This window comes from Actinomycetes bacterium (assembly GCA_035489715.1).
Taxonomy (GTDB): Bacteria; Actinomycetota; Actinomycetes; order JACCUZ01; family JACCUZ01; genus DATHAP01.
Map to the genome: position 1 here is coordinate 1 of DATHAP010000040.1, position 19,469 is coordinate 19,469.

At 72.8% G+C, this 19,469-nt stretch carries 18 protein-coding genes; 5 read left to right on the forward strand and 13 right to left on the reverse strand.

Features of this window, described 5'->3' with window-relative positions; all coding sequences use genetic code 11:
• Positions 1-124: 124 nt before the first annotated feature.
• Positions 125-778 (reverse strand): RNA polymerase sigma factor, encoded by a 654-nt coding sequence (locus VK640_03565; GenBank protein ID HTE72265.1) that lies wholly within the window; start codon positions 776-778, stop codon positions 125-127.
• 231 nt (positions 779-1,009) lie between these two features.
• On the opposite strand from VK640_03565, the gene VK640_03570 reads away from it, so the two are divergent.
• Together VK640_03570 and VK640_03575 are read left to right on the forward strand one after the other, a co-directional pair.
• A complete protein-coding gene (locus VK640_03570) occupies positions 1,010-2,236 on the forward strand; it encodes a thiolase family protein (GenBank protein ID HTE72266.1) in 1,227 nt (408 codons plus the stop codon).
• The gene (locus VK640_03575) at positions 2,233-4,344 is read left to right on the forward strand and encodes a 3-hydroxyacyl-CoA dehydrogenase NAD-binding domain-containing protein (GenBank protein ID HTE72267.1); all 2,112 of its coding nucleotides are present in this window, start codon (positions 2,233-2,235) and stop codon (positions 4,342-4,344) included. The genes VK640_03570 and VK640_03575 overlap by 4 nt, the downstream gene beginning before the upstream one ends.
• Before the next feature lie 3 nt (positions 4,345-4,347).
• Here VK640_03575 and VK640_03580 read toward each other — a convergent pair whose 3' ends face one another.
• Positions 4,348-5,154: a GNAT family N-acetyltransferase gene (locus tag VK640_03580; GenBank protein ID HTE72268.1), complete on the reverse strand. Its 807-nt coding sequence runs from the start codon at positions 5,152-5,154 to the stop codon at positions 4,348-4,350.
• Positions 5,155-5,246: 92 nt separating this feature from the next.
• On the opposite strand from VK640_03580, the gene VK640_03585 reads away from it, so the two are divergent.
• The 3 genes from VK640_03585 (at position 5,247) to VK640_03595 (ending at position 7,297) form a co-directional block, all read left to right on the forward strand.
• Positions 5,247-5,657, forward strand: a complete 411-nt coding sequence (locus tag VK640_03585; GenBank protein ID HTE72269.1) for a VOC family protein — start codon at positions 5,247-5,249, stop codon at positions 5,655-5,657.
• Between the two features lie 101 nt (positions 5,658-5,758).
• Positions 5,759-6,598, forward strand: coding sequence for a hypothetical protein (locus VK640_03590; GenBank protein ID HTE72270.1), 840 nt, complete (start codon positions 5,759-5,761; stop codon positions 6,596-6,598).
• A 474-nt stretch (positions 6,599-7,072) separates the two neighbouring features.
• Positions 7,073-7,297: a hypothetical protein gene (locus VK640_03595; GenBank protein HTE72271.1), complete on the forward strand. Its 225-nt coding sequence runs from the start codon at positions 7,073-7,075 to the stop codon at positions 7,295-7,297.
• A 2-nt stretch (positions 7,298-7,299) separates the two neighbouring features.
• Here VK640_03595 and dxs read toward each other — a convergent pair whose 3' ends face one another.
• From dxs to VK640_03650, 11 genes are all read right to left on the reverse strand, one after another.
• Entirely contained in the window at positions 7,300-9,249 is a 1,950-nt protein-coding gene (gene dxs, locus VK640_03600) for a 1-deoxy-D-xylulose-5-phosphate synthase (protein ID HTE72272.1), read from the reverse strand.
• 31 nt (positions 9,250-9,280) lie between these two features.
• Positions 9,281-9,646, reverse strand: coding sequence for a DUF6204 family protein (locus VK640_03605; GenBank protein HTE72273.1), 366 nt, complete (start codon positions 9,644-9,646; stop codon positions 9,281-9,283).
• Positions 9,647-9,682: 36 nt separating this feature from the next.
• Entirely contained in the window at positions 9,683-10,054 is a 372-nt protein-coding gene (locus tag VK640_03610; GenBank protein ID HTE72274.1) for a hypothetical protein, read from the reverse strand.
• A gap of 4 nt (positions 10,055-10,058) precedes the next feature.
• Positions 10,059-10,781: a TSUP family transporter gene (locus VK640_03615; protein HTE72275.1), complete on the reverse strand. Its 723-nt coding sequence runs from the start codon at positions 10,779-10,781 to the stop codon at positions 10,059-10,061.
• Between the two features lie 27 nt (positions 10,782-10,808).
• Entirely contained in the window at positions 10,809-12,242 is a 1,434-nt protein-coding gene (gene xylB / locus VK640_03620; GenBank protein HTE72276.1) for a xylulokinase, read from the reverse strand.
• 2 nt (positions 12,243-12,244) lie between these two features.
• On the reverse strand, positions 12,245-13,447 hold the full coding sequence (gene xylA, locus VK640_03625; GenBank protein ID HTE72277.1) for a xylose isomerase: 1,203 nt from the start codon (positions 13,445-13,447) through the stop codon (positions 12,245-12,247).
• Between the two features lie 56 nt (positions 13,448-13,503).
• The gene (locus VK640_03630) at positions 13,504-14,751 is read right to left on the reverse strand and encodes an ROK family protein (GenBank protein ID HTE72278.1); all 1,248 of its coding nucleotides are present in this window, start codon (positions 14,749-14,751) and stop codon (positions 13,504-13,506) included.
• An 11-nt stretch (positions 14,752-14,762) separates the two neighbouring features.
• Entirely contained in the window at positions 14,763-16,040 is a 1,278-nt protein-coding gene (locus VK640_03635; protein ID HTE72279.1) for an ABC transporter permease, read from the reverse strand.
• A complete protein-coding gene (locus VK640_03640) occupies positions 16,037-16,837 on the reverse strand; it encodes an ATP-binding cassette domain-containing protein (GenBank protein ID HTE72280.1) in 801 nt (266 codons plus the stop codon). The genes VK640_03635 and VK640_03640 overlap by 4 nt, the downstream gene beginning before the upstream one ends.
• 148 nt (positions 16,838-16,985) lie before the next feature.
• Positions 16,986-18,107, reverse strand: a complete 1,122-nt coding sequence (locus VK640_03645) for a substrate-binding domain-containing protein (GenBank protein HTE72281.1) — start codon at positions 18,105-18,107, stop codon at positions 16,986-16,988.
• A gap of 192 nt (positions 18,108-18,299) precedes the next feature.
• The coding region (locus VK640_03650; GenBank protein HTE72282.1) for an aconitase family protein at positions 18,300-19,469 on the reverse strand (1,170 nt) is incomplete at its 5' end.

Sequence of the window (19,469 nt, forward strand, 5' to 3'; positions counted from 1 at the left end):
GCCACCGCGTCGCGGTAGGCCGCCAGGGCCGCCGCCTCGCCGGGCACCGGGCGCTCGGCAGGGGCAGCGGCGGCGGCCAGCAGGGCGGCGACCCGGCGGTCCCGCGGACGTACGACTTGGTGTCTCATGACTCCTCTGTCACCGATGAGCGACTGCGCCGCGTTACACCCCGACGGACGACCTGTCGGTCCAGGTCCGGGTCCAGGTCCGGGTCCAGGTCCTGGTCCGTGCCCGACACCTGCACCTGATCCCGCTCGAGCAGCGTGGCCAGCCGGCGGAGGCCGCGGTGGGTGAGGACCCGGACCGCACCCCGGCTCTTGCCCACGACCCGGGCCGTGGCGGCGACGTCGAGGTCGGCGACCACCCGCAGCAGCACCACCTCGGCCTGGTCGGGCGCCAGCCGGCCGATCAGGTCGACCGCCCGCTCCGTGGACAGGATTGTCTCCACGACCTCGTCCACCTGCTCGCGGGCCGGCAGGTCGAGTGCGGTGGCCTCGTCCTGGCGCGGCGGGCGGCGGCTCTCCGCCCGCACGTGGTCCACCCAGCGCCGGTGGGCGATGGTGAACAGCCAGCCGCGGAACCCGTCCAGGTCGCCGTCGAAGTCGCGCAGCCCGCGCACCACCTGCACCCAGGTCTCGGCCGCCACGTCCTCGTGCGCGACACCGGCCAGGGGGCGCAGGTAGCGCAGCAGCAGTGGCTGGTGGGCTCGGAACAGCCGGGTGAAGGCCGTCTCGTCGCCGCGGCACGCCGCGTTCAGGTCATCGGGGTGACAGGTCATCGGCCTCATCGGCGTCGGAGGTCATCGGCGTCATCGGCGTCGGAGGTCATCGGCGTCGCGGGGTGCGCAGGAGTAGGACGGCATCGGTCCGGGGGGTGTGCGAGGGGCAGCGGAGCAACCGGAGGATGCCGGCGGCGGGGACTGTACCTCCGCTGCCGCCGCGGCCGGTTGGCGGACGTAGTTACTGACGAGTAGCATCGGCCGAGCCCGAACCCCGGCCGAGGAGTGCCCGTGCGCCGACCCGCCCGCAGCGTCCGCACCGTCCGTGACGTCGTCTTCGTCGAGGGGGTCCGCACGCCGTTCGGCAAGGCCGGACCCAAGGGGATGTACGCGGAGACCCGCTCCGACGACATGGTCATCCGCTGCATCCGCGAGCTGGTCCGGCGCCGCCCCGAGCTGCCGCCCGAGCGCATCGACGACGTGGCCATCGCCGCGACCACCCAGATCGGCGACCAGGGCCTGACGATCGGGCGCACCGCGGCGCTGCTCGCCGGGCTGCCCAAGACGGTGCCGGGCTACGCGATCGACCGGATGTGCGCCGGCGCCCTCACGGCCGTCACCACCGCGTCCGGGGGTATCGCGGTCGGTGCCTACGACGTGGTCGTCGCCGGCGGCGTCGAGCACATGGGCCACCACCCGATGGGCGAGGGCGTCGACCCCAACCCCCGGATCGTCGCCGAGAAGCTGGTCGACCCGTCGGCGCTCGTCATGGGGGCGACTGCCGAGAACCTGCACGACCGCTTCCCGCTGCTGACCAAGGAGCGCTGCGACGCGTTCGCGGCCGCCAGCCAGGAGAAGTACGCCAAGGCGCTCGCCAACGGGAAGATCGACGCCGACCTGGTCCCGATGGCGACCCGCAGCGTCGACCAGGGCTGGGGGCTGGCGACCGGCGACGAGCCGCCGCGGCCGGGCACCACCGTCGAGGAGCTCGCGACGTTGAAGACCCCGTTCCGTGCGCACGGCCGGGTCACTGCGGGCAACGCCGCCGGCCTCAACGACGGCGCGACCGCCTGCATCCTGGCCGCCGAAGAGGTGGCCGACGAGCTCGGACTGCCGGTCCGGATGCGGCTGGTGCAGTACGCGTTCGTCGGTGTCGAGCCGGAGGTCATGGGCATCGGCCCGGTCCCCGCGACCGAGAAGGCGCTCGCCAAGGCCGGCCTGACCATCGACGACATCGGGCTCTTCGAGCTCAACGAGGCCTTCGCGGTGCAGGTGCTTGCCTTCCTCGACCACTTCGGCATCGCCGACGACGACCCACGGGTCAACGAGTACGGCGGGGCGATCGCCGTCGGCCACCCGCTCGCGTCCTCCGGCGTGCGGCTGATGACCCAGCTGGCCCGTCAGTTCGAGGAGCACCCCGAGGTCCGTTACGGCCTCACCGCCTTGTGCATCGGCATCGGCATGGGCGGCGCCGTGATCTGGGAGAACCCGCACTTCGAGGGGATGGCCGACCGGTGACGAGCCCGACGCCTTCGAGCCTGATCGACTTCCCGGACGAGGTCGTCACCCACGCGCCGGTGCAGTACGTCGCGCTTCCCCACGGCGGCGGCACCGCGGCGCTCATCACGATCGACAACGGCTTCGACCACACCAGGCCCACGACGCTCGGGCCGAAGAGCCTGACCAACATCGGCGCCGCCGTCGACGAGGCGCTGGGCCGCGACGACGTGGTCGCCGTCGCGATCACCGGCAAGCCGTTCATCTTCGCGGTCGGCGCCGACCTCAAGGTGATGGAGGCGGGTGGCACGCCCGAGCAGGCCAAGGCCTACTTCGCGCTCGGCCACGACACCTTCCGCAAGCTGCGCGACGCCAGGGTCCCGACCTTCGCCTTCGTCAACGGCGCGGTCATGGGCGGCGGCCTCGAGCTCGCCCTGCACTGCCACTACCGCACCCTGTCGGCCGGCGCCGCCGCGGTCGCGTTCCCCGAGGTCTTCCTCGGGCTGGTGCCCGGCTGGGGTGGCAGCCAGCTGCTCCCCAACCTGGTCGGCGCCGACAAGGCGGTCACGGTCGTCGTCGAGAACGCGATGAACCAGAACCGCATGCTCAAGGCCAAGCAGGCCTACGAGCTCGGCATCGCCGACGTCCTGCTCGAGCCCGCCGACTTCCTCGAGCGGTCGCTGGAGTGGGCCTCCGCGGTCGTGCGCGGCGAGACCGTGGTGGAGCGACCCGAGGTCGACCGGGGCGAGGCGTGGGACCAGGCGCTGGCCCGGGCCAAGGGCATCGCCGACATGCGGGTCCACGGTGCGGCCCCGGCGCCGTACCGCGCGATCGAGCTGCTCGCCCTCGCGCGCACCGCGACGTACGTCGAGGGCATCGCCGCCGAGCGCACGGCGCTCTTCGAGCTGGCCATGGGCGAGGAGCTCCGGGCCGGGCTCTACGCCTTCGACCTCGTGCAGCGGCGCGCCAAGCGACCCGCTGGGGCGCCCGACAAGGCGCTCGCCCGCGAGGTCACCAAGGTCGGCGTCGTCGGCGCCGGGCTGATGGCCTCGCAGCTCGCGATGCTGTTCGCCCAGCGGCTCGAGGTGCCGGTCGTGATGACCGACCTCGACCAGGAGCGGGTGGACAAGGGCGTCGGCTACGTGCACGGCGAGGTCGACCAGCTGCTCGCCAAGGGCCGGGTCAACCAGGACAAGGCCAACCGGCTCAAGGCGCTCGTCACCGGGTCGACCGGCAAGGAGGCCTTCGCCGACGCCGACTTCGTCATCGAGGCCGTCTTCGAGGAGATGAAGGTCAAGCAGCAGGTCTTCGCCGAGGTTGAGGCCGTCGTCTCGCCCGAGTGCGTGCTCGCGACCAACACCTCGTCGCTGTCGGTCACCGAGATGGCCTCGAAGCTCGAGCACCCCGAGCGGGTCGTCGGCTTCCACTTCTTCAACCCGGTCGCCGTCCTGCCGCTGCTCGAGATCGCCCGCGCCGAGCGGACCGACGACGCCTCGCTGGCCACCGCCTTCGCCGTCGGCAAGGCGCTGAAGAAGTCGTGCGTCCTGGTCGCCGACCGGCCGGCCTTCATCGTCAACCGGCTCCTCACCCGCTTCCTCGGCGAGGTGACCCGGGCCGTCGACGAGGGCACCGACTTCCAGGTGGCCGACAAGGCGCTGGAACCGCTCGGCCTGCCGATGTCGCCGTTCGTGCTGCTGCAGCTGGTCGGCCCGGCCGTCGCACTGCACGTCGCCGAGACCATGCACGAGGCCTTCCCGGACCGCTTCGGAGTCTCGGCGAACCTCGGCCGGCTGGTCGCGGCCGGCAAGACCGGCGTCTACGTCTGGGAGGGCGCCACGCCGACGGTCGACCGCGAGGTGGCCGAGCTGTTCCAGCAGGGCACCTCGCCGTTGACCGAGGAGGAGGTACGTCGCCGAGCTCTCGACGCGCTCGCGCAGGAGATCCGGCTCATGCTCGACGAGGGCGTCGTCGCCGACGTGCGCGACATCGACCTGGCGATGCTGCTCGGCGCCGGCTGGCCGTTCCACCTGGGCGGTGTGACGCCGTACCTGGACCGGGAAGGCGTGTCGGAGCGGGTCACCGGCGCCCGCTTCCTCGAGCCAGGGGTCGCCAGCCTGCCGCGCGGCTGAGCGTCAGGGGTCGCGCAGGGTGTGCACCTGCGCGACCTCGGTGAAGCCGAGCCGGCGCAGGATCGGCGCCGACGTGCCGTACTGCGCCTGGACCGCCAGTCCGGGCAGCCCGAGGCGCTGCGCCTCCTGCCACCGCGCGTGCACCAGCGCCCGGTAGCAGCCCCGCCCGCGGGCCGCCGGGAGCGTCGAGCCGCCGGCCAGGAAGAGCCCGGCGTCGGCCCGGTCCGCCGCGCCGAAGGCGACCGGCTCGCCGTCGACCAGCGCGAGCCACTGGAAGCCGCCGCGACGGGTCCGTCGGTCGAAGACGTCCCGAGCCCGGCTTCGCTCGGCGGCGGCGTGCTCGGGCGCCCACTCGGCAGCCGCGAGCATGACCTCGAGGCCGGCCAGGTGCTCCTCGAACGTCCCGATCCGCCGGACCTCCACCCCGTCGGCCGCCGGCGGGACGCTGTCGAGCACCATGGCCGCGCAGACCGGGTCGAAGGGCGGGGCGGGGTCCTGCAGACCGTACGTCCGGAGGCGCTGCGGCAGGTCGGAGGGCGTCGCGGACGACCCGGCGTTCCACAGCACCAGCTCGCTCCCGGCCGTCAGCGCGCGCACGTCGGCCACCGCAGCCGCGAGGGCTGCCTCGTCGGCGGGCAGCCGGAGCGCACACACGCCGGCCCACCGGCCGTCGGGCGTGACGACCACGGTGTAACGGGGGTCGACGACCTGCCGGGATCCCTCCGGAGGCTCGACGTGTCGCTCGGGGTCCTCGGCCAGTGCCGCCAGGGCGGCCAGGGCGGCAGCCGCAGCCGGCGCTCGGCTCGTCACCTTCCCGAGTATCCGCCCGTCGGCGATGACTCGGTGTCGCCCGGCCGGTCTACAGTCCCGACCACCCGACGCATCTAGCGAGGAGCGACCGCATGGCTTCCGTCCTCAACCCCTACATCTCCTTCGACGGCAACGCGCGCGAGGCGATGGAGACCTATCGCGACATCTTCGGCGGCGACCTGACGATCAGCACCTTCGGCGAGTTCGGGCAGGCCGACAGCCCGGTGGCCGACAAGGTGATGCACGGGCAGCTCAGCGCGCCGAACGGCATGGTCCTCATGGGCGCCGACAACCCGCCGGACACCAAGCACGAGCCCGGCAACAACATCGCGATCAGCCTCAGCGGCAGCGACGCCGACGAGCTGCGCGGCTACTGGAGCAGGCTGGCCGACGGCGGCCAGGTCGCGGTGCCGCTGGAGAAGCAGATGTGGGGCGACGAGTTCGGCATGTGCACCGACCGCTTCGGCATCGGCTGGATGGTCAACATCGGCCAGCAGGGCTGAAGGCCGCGCCGCGCGGCCCTTCTCGGGCGGTCACGCTCAGTGAGCGTCACTCACCCTGCTGGCCGAGTCTGTGCCCGGTGACCCGCGGGTAGTGTCGTGTCGTGCAGGCACCTGACTCCGTGGACCTCCGTCGGCTGGCCCTGGCCGTCGCGGTCCTCGACGACGTCGACATCGTGCCGACAGACGACGGCGTGCTCCTGAGCGGGGACGTCCCGGTCGAGGTGACCTGGCTCGAGCTGCGGCGCGCGCTGTCCGGGGCCGACCCCGAGAGTGACCTGGGCCGCCACCGGGTCGGTGCCTTCCTGCGCGGCCGGCGCATCGTCGCCCGCACCCACCCCGACCACCTGCGCGAGCTGGCCCGCCCGGTCGGCCTGCCGGTCGACCACCCGCTGCACCCCGGCCTCGACTGGATCCGGCTCCGGGTGCTCGGCGGTGCCCTCGACGTGGGCCTCGGCTTCGTCGCCGCCGAGTCCGACCCGGACGAGGTCGTGGTCGTGCCGCAGTCGGCGCTGGACGCCGCCGGCATCGACCCCGCGCCCTGGTGGCCGGAGGCCCTGGCCTACCTGGAGCGGATGGGTGCCGTCGCCGCCGAGCGGCTGCGCGACGGGTCGACGCTGCGGCCGATCGGCGACTGCGACGTGGTGACGCTTCTCGCCTCCCGCACCCTGCGGGAGGCGCTGGCTGCCCAGGACGGCACCGGGCTGCGCGCCGCCGCGGTCCCGATGCGGCGTCGCGGCTGGCTGGACCTCACCAGGATCGACCCGGCCTTCACGGCTGCGGCGGCCGCCGCCACGCCGGCCGGCGAACGCGGCTTTCCCCGGCCGGTGCTGCTCACCGCCGACGAGGTGTCACTGGCACCGGAGGGCGGCCGGCCGGCCGAGATCGTGCTCCGCGACGACGCCGTAGGGACCCCGCACCTGCGCGCCGTCCTCTACCGCTGACGTCGTTCCCCAGCATGTCGTTTCGTTCCCCAGCACGTCGTTCCTGGCGCGCCGTCGGGCAGTGTGCCTACCGTGAGGGATGCCAGCCTGCTCCACCCGGGCCACCCGCGTAGCTGCGCTGCCGGCTTTGCGCCGAGGAGCCCATGTGCTGGTGACGGCGGATGGCCGGGTCTACGACTACCGGATCACCCGCACCCTGCGGGTCTCGTTCCGCGACCACGACTCCCGGATGAGCCAGTCGGCGCCCGTCCCTGGCCGTCCGCGAGAACCCAGCCACCGACGCGTGGATCATCCTGTCGACCTGTGCGACGCCCGAGGACCACGCGGCGGGCGACCACTGGTCCGACCGCCCTCGGCAACCCCGAGCACCGGATCGACAAGGTCGGCCGGCTGGTGGACGTGCGCCCGGAACGCTGACCGGCGGGCCGGCTGCCCACCCTTGCGCCACCCCGGACGGGGCTCCATGATCACACCATGAGCGAGCCGAGTCGCAGCCGCTTCCGGACGACCCCCGAGGAGCTCGAGAGCAGCGCCCGGGTGCCGCTGGCCGAGCAGGTGGCCTCGGTCGACCCGGACCGTGGGGCGACCCTGACCAGCTCCGCCGACTGGCCGGACATGCGGTGGCTGCTGGCCGCGGGCGGCGCGGGCGGAGCGAGCCTGGGAGCGGCTCTCGGCATGGGCGACGGGGACGGCGACTGAGGTCAGTCCGCGGGCGCCGCGTCGCTCGGAGCCCGGTGCTCGACCGGTGCCTCGAGGCTGGCCACCGTCTCGACGATGTCGCGGGCGATCTCCTGCGGGGTGAGGCCGATCTCGAGCAGCACCTCGGCACGTGTGCCGTGGTCGAGGAACTCGACCGGGACCCCGAAGCTGCGCACGGGGGCCGGCACCCGGGCGTCGCGCAGGGCCAGGGTGACGGCTCCCGCGACACCGCCGGCCCGGACGCCGTCCTCGACCACGACGACGCACCGGTGGTCGGCAGCCATCCGCACCACGGTCTCCGGCACCGGCTTGACCCACCGCGGGTCCACGACGGTGACGCCGATGCCCTGCTGGGCGCAGCGCTCGGCCACCTCGAGCGACATGCCGGCCATCGCGCCCACGGAGACCAGCAGGACGTCGGCGGCGTCAGCCGACCGCCGCAGCACGTCGACCGCGCCGCTGGTGCCCGCGCCGCTGGTGCCCGTGCCGCCCACCCGCTCGACGGCGACCACGTCGGCGCCCACCGCGCCGGTCGGGTAGCGCACCACCGTCGGTGCGTCGTCGACGGCGACCGCCTCGCGCAGCAGAGCGCGCAGGGTGACCGCGTCGCGCGGGGCTGCCAGCCGCAGGCCGGGCACCACCTGCAGGACGGCCAGGTCCCACATGCCGTGGTGGCTGGCGCCGTCCGGACCGGTGACGCCGGCCCGGTCCAGGCAGAAGGTGACGCCGCACCTGTGCAGCGCGACGTCCATGAGCACCTGGTCGAAGGCCCGGTTGAGGAAGGTGGCGTAGACCGCGACCACCGGGTGCAGGCCGCCCATCGCCAGCCCTGCGGCGGAGGTCGTCGCGTGCTGCTCGGCGATGCCGACGTCGAAGACCCGCTCGGGGAACTCGGCGGCGAACCTGTCCAGCCCGACCGGGATCTGCATCGCGGCCGTCACGCCGACGACGTCGAGCCGCTCCCGGCCGATGGCGACGATCTCGTCCGCGAAGATGCTGGTCCACGAGGGACCGGAGCTCGAGATCGGCTGACCGGTCTCGGGGTCGATGACGCCGATGCCGTGGAAGTTGTCCGCCACGTCGTCCTCGGCGTGCTTGTAGCCCAGTCCCTTGCGGGTGATGCAGTGGACGAGCACCGGCCCGTGGAAGCCCTTGGCACGGTTGAGCGCGTGCTCGACGGCCTCGATGTCGTGCCCGTCGACCGGCCCGACGTACTTGAGGCCGAGGTCCTCGAACATGCCCTGAGGGGCGACGATGTCCTTGATGCCCTTCTTCACACCGTGCAGCGCCTCGAACACCGGCTGGCCGACCACCGGGGTGCGGCCGAGCACCCGCTTGCCCCACTCGAGGAAGCGCTCGTAGCCGCGGGTCGTGCGCAGCGTCGCGAGGTGGTGGGCGAGACCGCCGATGGTGGGGGCGTAGGACCGCTCGTTGTCGTTGACGACGATGACCAGCCGCCGCGTGTGGTCGGCAGCGATGTTGTTGATCGCCTCCCACGCCATCCCACCGGTCAGCGAGCCGTCGCCGACGACGGCGACCACGTGCCGGTCCGTCTCGCCGCGCAGCTGGAAGGCCTTGGCCAGCCCGTCGGCGTAGGACAGCGCGGTCGACGCGTGGGAGTTCTCGATCACGTCGTGGTCGGACTCGGCCTGGCTGGGGTAGCCGGACAGGCCGCCCTTCTGCCGCAGCCCCTCGAAGCGCCCTGCCCGGCCGGTGACGATCTTGTGCACGTAGGCCTGGTGACCGGTGTCCCACAGGATCCGGTCGTGCGGCGAGTCGAAGACCCGGTGCAGCGCGAGGGTCAGCTCGACCGCACCGAGGTTGGGCCCGAGGTGTCCCCCGGTCTTCGACACCGAGCGCACCAGGAAGTCCCGGATCTCGGCAGCCAGGGCGGCCAGCTCGTCGTGGTCGAGCCGCCGCAGGTCGCGGGGTCCGTGGATCTGCTCCAGCACCCGCCCGAGTCTACGTGCGTGCCCCGCCGGGTCAGCCCTTGCGCTGCTCACGACGCTGCCGGCTCCCTTGCGGCGCCTGCGACAGGTCCTCGACCTGGGGCTCCCGCAGACGGTAGGTCAGGCCGCGCGCGTCCAGCCAGGCCCGGGCGGCAGACACCGCCCGGTCGGCCGCGACGGCCAGCTCGTCGTCGGTCTCGGCCGAGTCGGCGAAGCGGAAGGTGAAGAACGGTCGGGCATCGATCTCGTAGGTGACGTGGCCCTCGCGGGTGAAGGACGACCCGGTCGCGGACAGCGGGTCGTGGTCCGGCGCCTCGGCCCGCAGACCGGCCCGCTGCTCGTCGGTGAGGTCCGTGAGCTCACCCCTGATCTTTATCCGGACCTGCCGCTCGGTGGTCATCACCGGACCGTACTCGGGACCGCTCCCTTGCGGGACTCAGAGGCGGGCGACGAACCGCCGGCCGCGCAGCGCCTGCTCGACCAGGTCCACCGCACGGGCCGCCGCCATCAGCCGCGCCCCTTCGCGCTCGTAGGCGGCGACGGCTGCCGCCACCGTCTCGGGGTCCGCGACGTCGCGCAGGTCGGCCCGGACCGTCCCCAGCCCCCGCCGGGCCGCCTCGATGCCCGCCTGGACGTGGTGGACGGCGAACCGGGCCAGAACCACCGGGTGCCGCCGCAGGACCTCGTGCGCCCGGTAGTCGGCAGGGCACAGGTCGAAGAGCCACCCGGTCGCCGAGCGCTCCCAGCCCGGGGTGCCCGGTGGCAGCACCTCGGCCGGCCACCCCGGAGGTACGACCGCACGCTCCATGCCGTCAGCCCACCACGGCCCGGCCGAGCAGGGCCAGCGCCGACACGGCGCACACGCCCAGCACCGCCGCGCGGGTCCGGCCGGCGTCGACGTGCCGGCGCAGCGGCCCCGACAGCGCGAAGCCGACCACCACCGCCGGCAGCAGCACGGCAGCCGTCGCGGCCTGCGCCGCCCGCAGCTCGCCGCCGATGGCCAGACCGGCGACCGACAGCATCCCGCCGCCGACGAAGTAGGCGCTCATCGTGGCCCGCAGCTCGGGCCCGGACAGGTGCTGGAGCACGATCGCGACCGGCGGCCCGTCGATCGAGACGGCCGTCCCCGTCACGCCCGACACCAGTCCGGCGCCGGCCAGGGTCGCGGGCGTGTCCGGCACCTCGACGACGTACCAGGTGAGCGCGACCGCCGCGAGGACGACGACGCCCACGACGACGGCCAGCACCTGGTCGTCGACCGTGGCGACGACCAGGACCCCGAGGACCGTGCCGGGAACCCGCCCGCCCAGCGCCCACCCGAGCCCGCCCCACCGGGTGTGCGCCGCCTCCCGCACGAAGGTGAGCACCGGCAGCAGGAAGCCCAGCAGGATCATCAGGCCCGGCATCAGGTCGGTGTCGACGAGGGTCACCGCCGGCGCCGCGACCAGGGCGAAGCCGATGCCGACCGCACCCTGGACCATCGCCGCGAGCAGCACCGCGACCGAGAGCACGGCGATCGCGGCGGCTCCGGGCACCGCGGCACCCTAGCGATCGACCGCCCGTCAGCGGTTGACGGCCCGGGCCGTCATGTCCCGGACCTCGGCGTAGCGGTCGCGCACCGCGGGGGTCGGGTCCGCGTCGTACGTCGTCGTCGAGGCGGTCGCCCAGCCGGGTGGCTCGTCGCCGCCCGCGAGCACCCAGGCGGCCTGCCGGGCAGCCCCGTCGGCGACGTACTCCCCCGGCTCCGGGACCACCACCTGGCAGCCGAGGACGGCCGGCGACAGCTCGCGCACCGCCCTCGACCGGGCACCGCCGCCGACCAGCAGCACCCGCTCGACCCGAGCGCCCTGCTCGCACAGCGCGTCCAGCCCGTCGGCCAGCCCGCACAGCAGCCCCTCGACCGCGGCCCGGGCCAGGTGCGCCCGGGTCGACGACGTCAGGGTCAGACCGTGCAGCGCGCCGGTGGCGTCCGGCCGGTCCGGCGTCCGCTCGCCCTCGAGGTAGGGCACCAGGACCAACCCGTCGGCGCCTGCGGGTGCGGCCAGCGCGAGGTCGGACAGCCCGTCGTGGTCGACGCCGAGCAGCCGGGCCGTGGCGTCCAGGACCCGCGACGCGTTCAGGGTGCACACCAACGGCAGGTGCCGGCCGGTCGCGTCGGCGAAGCCGGCGACGATGCCGCTCGGGTCCTTGGCCGGCACGTCGGCCACGGCGCTGACGACCCCCGAGGTCCCGATCGACACGACGACGTCGCCCGGGCGTGCGCCGACGCCCAGGGCCGCGGCCGCGTTGTCACCGGCCCCGGGTCCGAGCGCCACCGCGCCGTGGTGGGCGGCATGGTGTGCGGCGACGTCGTGCGGGGCCACGACGCGCGGCACGTGGGGCCGGGCACCGAGGGCACGCTCGAGCAGGTCGAGCCGGTAGTCGCCGGTCGCCGCCGACCAGTAGCCGGTGCCGCTCGCGTCGCTGCGGTCGGTGGTGACGTCCTGGACACCGGAGCCGGCCAGCCGCCAGGTCAGCCAGTCGTGCGGCAGGCAGACCGCGGCCGTGCGGGCGGCGTGGTCGGGCTCGTTGTCGGCGAGCCAGCGCAGCTTGGTGACGGTGATCGACGCGACCGGGACCACGCCGACGGCGTCGGCCCAGGCCTGTCCCCCGCCGAGCTCGCCGAGCAGGTCCCGGGCGGCTGCCGCGGACCGTACGTCGTTCCAGAGCAGAGCGGGGCGTACGACGTCGCCGGCCTCGTCGAGGCAGACCATGCCGTGCTGCTGGCCCCCCACGGAGAGGGCCGCCACGTCGTCCAGGCCGCCGACGGCGGCCAGGGCGACCTGCAGGGCATCCCACCAGGCCTGCGGGTCGACCTCGGTGCCGTCCGGGTGCGGCGCCCGGCCGAAGCGGACGAGCGCACCTGTCCCGGCGTCGCGGACGACGACCTTGCAGGCCTGGGTGGACGAGTCGACGCCCGCGACCAGGGTGCGTGCCGCCGGGGGCGTGGAGGGCATCGTCAGCGGGCGCCCAGCAGGTGCTCGACGGCGAGCTGGTCGAGCTGGACGAACGAGTAGCCCAGGGCCGCGGCGGCGTCGGCGTCGAAGTCCTCGAAGGCCGACCGGTCGGCGAGCAGGTCGGCGTAGGACTCGCCGTCGGCGAGCGTCGGCACCGCCAGCTCGGGCACCCGGGCCGCCTGCAGCGCCGCCTGCACCGCGGGGTCGGCACGGAAGGCGGCCGCCCGGTCCCTGAGCAGCAGGTAGGTGCTCATGTTGGCCGCCGCGGACGCCCACACGCCGTCGAGGTCCTCGGTGCGCATCGGCTTGTAGTCGAAGTGCCGCGGGCCGTCGTAGGCGGGGCCGTCCCAGCCGCCGGTCGCCCCGCCGTTCTCGAGCAGGTCGACGAGGAAGAAGGCGCTGAGCAGGTCGCCGTGGCCGAACACCAGGTCCTGGTCGAACTTCGGGCCGTGCTGGCCGTTGAGGTCGATGTGGAAGAGCTTGTCCTGCCACAGCGCCTGCGAGATCGCGTGGACGAAGTTGAGGTTGGACATCTGCTCGTGCCCGACCTCGGGGTTGAGGCCGACCATCTCGTGGTGCTCGAGGGTGGAGATGAAGGCCAGCGCGTGACCCACTGTGGGCAGGAGGATGTCGCCGCGCGACTCGTTCGGCTTGGGCTCCAGGGCGAAGCGCATGCCGTATCCACGGTCGGTGACGTACTGCGCGAGGGTGTCGATCGCCTCGCGGAACCGGTCCAGCGCGGCCCGCACGTCTTTGGCGGAGTCGGTCTCCGAGCCCTCGCGGCCACCCCAGAACACGTAGGTCTTGGCGCCGAGCTCCGCGGCCAGGTCGAGGTTGTGCATCACCTTGCGCATCGCGAAGCGCCGGATGTCGCGGTTGTTGGACGTGAAGCCGCCGTCCTTGAAGACCGGGTGGGTGAAGAGGTTGGTCGTGACCATCGGCACGACCAGCCCGGTCTCGTCCAGCGCCTGGCGGAACCGCTTGATGTGCCCGTCGCGGGCCGCGTCGTCGCTGCCGAAGGGGAACACGTCGTTGTCGTGGAAGGTGACGCCGTACGCCCCCAGCTCGGCGAGGCGGTGCACCGAGTCGACCGGGTCCAGGGCGTCGCGGGTCGCGTCGCCGAAGGGGTCCCGCGCCTGCCAGCCCACGGTCCACAGCCCGAAGGTGAACTTGTCGGCGGGGGTGGGGGTGCGGTCGGTGCTCATGGCATTCCTTGGGGATCGAGGGCGGATCGAGGGCGGGTCGAGCAGTCGGGTCTTGGTCAGGACGCGGTCCGGCGGGCGATCGCCTGCAGCGGGTCGGAGAGGAGCGGCTCGAAGGCGAGCTCGGCGGCGCCGACGAGGGTGGAGTCGGAGCCGAGAGCGGGCACCACGAGCCGGGCCTCCCCGACCAGCGCGGCCAGCCCGGTGCGGACCACCTCCTCGCGTACCCTGTCACCGGCGGCGACGAACACCTCGGCGAGCGCTCCGCCGAGGATGACCACCTCCGGGTTGAGCATGTTGACGACGTTGGCGGTCCCCCGGCCGAGCCAGGTCGCGACCTCCTGCAGCGCCGCGATCGCCGCCCGGTCGCCGTCGAAGGCCGCGGCGAGGACCTCGCGGACGCCGGCGATGCCACCGCCCGGCGCCCGCCCGGCGAGCTCGAGGAGACGCTCCTCGCCGCACTCCGTCTCCCAGCAGCCGGTGGAGCCGCAGTGGCACACCAGGCCGGCGGGGTGCACGACGGTGTGGCCGACCTCGCCGGCGAAGCCGGCCCGGCCGCCGAGCGGCACCCCGCCCGCAAGGATCCCCGCGCCGATGCCCGAGTGCCCGGAGAGGTAGACGGCGTCGTCGACCCCGGCAGCGGCACCGCGCACGTGCTCGGCCCGCATCCCCAGGTCGGCGTCGTTGCCCACGCTGACGAGGAGCCCGAGCGCGTCGGCCAGCTGCACGCCCAGCGGTACGTCGCGCCAGCCGAGGTTCGGCGCCTGCTGGACCCAGCCGTCCTGCCTACGGACCATGCCGGGCACGGCGACCCCGACGCCGGCCACCGTCACCCCGGCCGGGACCTCGCCGAGCAGCCGGCCGGCCTCGCGCAGGACGGCCGACGACACGGTCCGCGGGCGACGGCCGCCGGGGCCGCGGCCCCAGCTGCGGTCCCGCCGCGAGAGCACCACGCCACCGAGACCGACCCGGGCCACCGTCAGGTGGGTGACGCCGACGTCGACCGCCAGCACCTGGACCCGCTCGGACTCCGGCGACACGACATGCGAGGGCCGTCCTCCCGCGCCGGACGGCCGCTCGGCGGCACCCGGGCGGTCGGCCCGACCGGCCTCCTCGCGGAGGAGACCGGCCGTGACCAGGTCGCTGGTCAGGTCACCGATGGTGCTGCGGTTCAGCCCCAGGACGGCGGTGAGATGGCTGCGCGCGGTCGGCCCGTGCACGTGGACGTAGCGGAGCAGGGTCGAGAGGTTGCCCCTGCGGACGTCCTCTGACCTGGCCCCGCGTGCCCCACGTGCCAGGACCGTCATCGTCAGGCCTGCTAGGCCCGTCCGGACGCCGCGGCGCGCCGCCGCGACAGCGCATCGACGCCCGCGGCGAGGAGGAGGACGCCACCGGTGACCATGTAGACGACCGCGGCAGGCTGGTTGAGCAGGCCCATGCCGTTGGCCACGACGGCGACCACCAGACCGCCGATGACGGCGTCGGCCGGGCGGCCCTTGCCACCGAAGAGGCTGGTTCCCCCGATGACCGCCGCACCGACCGCGTAGAGCAGTGTCTCTCCGCCACCGGTCGACGGAGTCACCGAGTTGACCCGGCTCGCGAGCAGGACCCCCGCGATCGCGGCGACGGTCGAGCAGATGACGAAACAGAGCAGCTTGATCCGCTCGACGTTGATGCCGGCCCGGCGCGCTGCCTCCGCGTTGCCGCCGACGGCATAGACGTGTCGACCGAAGACCGTGCGGCTCAGCAGCAGTGTCAGCACGATCAACAGGACCAGCACCACCGGGATGACGATCGGCACCCCCTTGATCGAGGTCACCGCGGGGTTCCGGCTGCGCTCCTCGCTCAGGTAGTAGGTGCACAGGCCGAGGAGCACGGCCAGCCCCCCGACCTTGACCGCCCACACGGACTGCGTCTGGGTGACCAGCCCGCGCGATCGACGGGTGGACATCGCGCGGTACGTGATGGCGGCGTAGCCCACGATGAGGACGACGTAGAGCGTCCAGCCCAGCCAGATCGGCAGGTTCTTGCTCATGATCGCGAGGACCGTGTCGCTCTCGATCCGGATCGTGCCCCCCTCGCCGATGATCTGCAGCAGCAGGCCCTGGAGGCCGAGGAAGGCGGCCAGGGTCACGACGAAGGACGGGATGCCCGAGCGTGAGACGAGGAGCCCGATGAAACCGCCGATCACCGCGCCCATGGCGAGGCAGGCGATCACGCCGAGCCACCACGGCTGGCCGTTCCGGGTGGCGACGACACCGAGGATCGCGCCGGCGACGCCGGCGGTGTAGCCGGCCGACAGGTCGATCTCGCCGATCAGCAGGACGAACACGAGTCCCATGGCGATGACGATGACCGGTGCGCTCTGGATCAGCAGGTTGGCGAAGTTGAACGAGTTGGTGAAGGTGTCCGGGCGCATCGCCGAGAAGACGACGAGCAGCACGATGAGACCGAGGATCGCGGGCAGCGGCCCCACGTCACCGCCACGGACGCGGGAAACGTACTCGCGGGCCGAGTCACCGAGGCTCAGCTGTGGCGCCGGTGGCAGCTCGGGCGGGGTCTCGGGCGACTCGCCCCGGACGGCTGTCTGGCTCATTCCGTCACCCCGCTCTCGTCGGCCTTCTCGGAGTGCGCACCGCCGGTGATGAGCTCGACGACCTGTGAGTGGGTGACGTCCTTGGCCTCGACCTGCGCCGTCATCCGGCCCAGGTAGAGCACCGCGATGTCGTCGGCGACTGCCAGCACGTCGTTCATGTTGTGGCTGATCAGGATGACGGCGAGGCCCCGGTCGGCGAGGCGGCGCACCAGCTGCAGCACCTGCTCGGTCTGTGCGACGCCCAGCGCGGCCGTCGGCTCGTCGAGGATGACCAGCTTGGAGTTCCAGAGGACCGCCCGGGCGATGGCCACGGTCTGCCGCTGGCCGCCGGACAGGCTGGCGACCTTCTGCCGGATCGACTTGACGGTGCGCACCGAGAGTCCCGCCAGCGTCTCGGCGGCGCGCTCCTCCATCGTGAGCTCGTCGAGGAACCCACCGCTGAGGGACTCCCGGCCGAGGTAGAGGTTCTGGACGATGTCGAGGTTGTCGCACAGGGCGAGGTCCTGGTAGACGACCTCGATGCCCAGCGCGTTGGCCTGCTTCGGGTTGTGGACGTGGACGGTCGCGCCGTCGAAGAAGTAGTCACCGCGGTCGAACGGGTAGATCCCGGCGACCCCCTTGATCAGCGTGCTCTTGCCGGCGCCGTTGTCGCCGACCAGTGCGGTGACCCGGCCGCTGCGCACGACCAGGTCGACGTCGTGCAGCACCTGAACGGCGCCGAAGCTCTTGTTGACCCCGCGCAGCTCCAGCAGCGGCTCCGTGCGGGCGGACTGCGCGCCGCCCACCTCGCTGGTCATCGTCGTCATGGCACGTCGCCTCTCGTCGGTGCGGAGGGAAGGACGAGCAGCACGCTAGATCCTCGCTGCCGTCGAGGCGAGGGGGCCCGGCCGGACCTGCCGGGCCGGACCCCCTCCTGCTCAGGACTTGCCTGGTCCGACGGACCTGCTAGGAGACGCCCAGCTTGTCGCAGGCGGCCTTGAAGTCCGCCGTGCAGACCTTGTCGACCGTGGTGTAGCCGGCGTCGAACACGTCCTGCACGTTGTCCTGGGTGATCCAGACAGGCTTCGCGAAGACCGACTTCACCTGGCGGCCGGCCTCGGCGTCCTCGACCTCGCCGTTGACCAGGTCCTCGGCAGCGCTGCCTCCCTGCAGGATGGCGACCGCCAGGTCCACTGCCGCGTCCGCCTCGACCTTGATGTCGTTGAACACCGTGCCGCACTGGGTGCCGGCGATGACCCGCTGCAGGCCCTCGTCGGAGGCGTCCTGGCCGGTGACCGGCACATCGCCGGCTACGCCGTTGTTCTTCAGGACGGTGACAATGCCGCCGGCCATCGTGTCGTTGGCCGAGATGACGCCGTCCACCTTGCCGTTGTTCTTGGTGTAGAGCTGCTCGAAGGTCGTCTGCGCGACGGTCGCGTCCCACTTGCCGGTCTGGTCGCCGACGATCTTGTAGTCCCCGCTGTCGACCTTCGGCTTGAGCGCCCCGTCGTAGCCCTCGGCGAAGAGCGAGGCGTTGTTGTCGGTCGGGTCGCCGTCGATCTTGACGATGTTCGCGGAGGTCTTGCCGTCGTCGTCGAGGCACTGGATGAGGCCGTCGCCCATGAGCTTGCCGACCTCGACGTTGTCGAACGAGACGTAGTAGTCGGCCGAGCCGTTCAGCGTCAGCCGGTCGTAGTCGACGCTCGGGATGCCGGCGTCCTTGGCCTTCTGCTCACATGCGGCGCCGCTCTCCGAGTCCAGGTTTGTGACCAACAGGACGTTGACGGCCTGGTTGATCATCGAGTCGCAGAGCTGGGCGAACTTGTTCACGTCCTTGGAGGCGTTCTGGATGATCGCGTCGTAGCCCGCGGCTTCGATCGCTTCCTGCAGGAGCGGGCGGTCGTTGTTCTCCCAGCGCGGCGAGGTGGCCGCGTCCGGCAGGAGCACGCCGACCTTGCCGCCTTCGGCGCTGTTGCTGCTCTTGTCGCCGGAGCCGCTGTTGTCCGTCCCACCGTCGTCGTCGTCGCCGCCACAGGCCGCGAGCAGCAGGGTGAGCACGGCTACGCCGGCCACCGCCATCTTCCGCATCCGCATGTCAGGGTGCCCTTCCACTGGACACGGCCTCCCGGTCCGGGGGCCGCCGAGAATGTTGTGGGGCACAACGTACTCAGCGGTAGCGGCCCGCGGGAAGTCACAAGTTCGTAACGGCCCCGAAACGTCCGACTCGTCCCCTCTGCTCTGGTGCCCCGCGCGGGGCATCCCGGGAAGGCGGGAGGTCGATCAGTCGCGGAGCAGCGACCGGAGGACGTACGGCATGATCCCGCCGTGGCGGTAGTAGTCCGCCTCCCCCGGCGTGTCGATGCGCAGCCGGGCCTGGAACTCGACGGGCGCCCCGCCTGCTCCGGTCGCCGACACGGTGACCTCTCGCGGCGTGCGCCCCTCGTCCAGCTCGGTCACCCCGGTGACCGAGAACTCCTCCTCGCCGGTCAGTCCGAGGGACCCGGCGCTCTCGCCGTCGCGGAACTGCAGCGGCAGGACGCCCATGCCGATGAGGTTGGACCGGTGGATCCGCTCGTAGGACTCGGCGATGACCGCCTTGACGCCGAGCAGGGCGGTGCCCTTCGCCGCCCAGTCACGGGACGAGCCGGAGCCGTACTCCTTGCCGGCCAGGATCACCAGCGCGGTGCCGGCCTCCGCGTAGTGCTGGGCGGCGTCGTAGATGGTCGCCACCTCGCCGTCCGAGGTGAAGTCACGGGTGAAGCCGCCCACAGGAATGTCATCTGGCCGGGGTCCGATCAGGTTCTTCAGCCGGATGTTGGCGAAGGTGCCCCGGATCATCACCTCATGGTTGCCGCGACGCGACCCGTAGGAGTTGAAGTCGCGGCGGTCGACGCCGTGCTCCTGGAGGTACGCGCCGGCCGGCGAGTCGGCCTTGATGGAGCCGGCCGGTGAGATGTGGTCGGTGGTCACCGAGTCGCCGAGCTTGGCGAGCACCCGCGCGCCCTCGATGTCGCTGACCGGCTCGGGGTCGGCCGGCATGCCTTCGAAGTAGGGGGGCTTGCGGACGTAGGTCGACTCCGGGTCCCACTCGAAGGTGTCACCGGTGGGGGTCGGGAGGTTCTGCCACTGCTCGTCGCCGGCGAAGACGTCGGCGTAGCCCCGGCTGAACATCTCGGCCGCGACCGCGGAGTCCACGACCTCCTGCACCTCCTGGCTGGTCGGCCAGATGTCCCGCAGGTAGACGTCCGCGCCGTCGGTGCCGGTGCCCAGCGGCTCGGTCGTGATGTCGACGTCCATCGAGCCGGCCAGCGCGTAGGCCACGACCAGTGGCGGGGACATCAGGTAGTTCATCTTCACGTCCGGGTTGATCCGGCCCTCGAAGTTGCGGTTGCCCGACAGCACGGACACCACCGCGAGGTCGTTGTCGTTGACGCCCTTGCTGACCGCCTC

What these genes read in the sequence shown, in the direction of transcription:
- VK640_03565 (HTE72265.1), bottom strand. Translation starts at nt 778, where the DNA reads ATGACCTGTCACCCCGATGACCTGAACGCGGCGTGCCGCGGCGACGAG.
- VK640_03585 (HTE72269.1), top strand. Translation starts at nt 5,247, where the DNA reads ATGGCTTCCGTCCTCAACCCCTACATCTCCTTCGACGGCAACGCGCGC.
- VK640_03595 (HTE72271.1), top strand. Translation starts at nt 7,073, where the DNA reads ATGAGCGAGCCGAGTCGCAGCCGCTTCCGGACGACCCCCGAGGAGCTC.
- VK640_03605 (HTE72273.1), bottom strand. Translation starts at nt 9,646, where the DNA reads ATGACCACCGAGCGGCAGGTCCGGATAAAGATCAGGGGTGAGCTCACG.
- VK640_03610 (HTE72274.1), bottom strand. Translation starts at nt 10,054, where the DNA reads ATGGAGCGTGCGGTCGTACCTCCGGGGTGGCCGGCCGAGGTGCTGCCA.
- xylB (HTE72276.1), bottom strand. Translation starts at nt 12,242, where the DNA reads ATGCCCTCCACGCCCCCGGCGGCACGCACCCTGGTCGCGGGCGTCGAC.
- xylA (HTE72277.1), bottom strand. Translation starts at nt 13,447, where the DNA reads ATGAGCACCGACCGCACCCCCACCCCCGCCGACAAGTTCACCTTCGGG.
- VK640_03630 (HTE72278.1), bottom strand. Translation starts at nt 14,751, where the DNA reads ATGACGGTCCTGGCACGTGGGGCACGCGGGGCCAGGTCAGAGGACGTC.
- VK640_03635 (HTE72279.1), bottom strand. Translation starts at nt 16,040, where the DNA reads ATGAGCCAGACAGCCGTCCGGGGCGAGTCGCCCGAGACCCCGCCCGAG.
- VK640_03640 (HTE72280.1), bottom strand. Translation starts at nt 16,837, where the DNA reads ATGACCAGCGAGGTGGGCGGCGCGCAGTCCGCCCGCACGGAGCCGCTG.
- VK640_03645 (HTE72281.1), bottom strand. Translation starts at nt 18,107, where the DNA reads ATGCGGAAGATGGCGGTGGCCGGCGTAGCCGTGCTCACCCTGCTGCTC.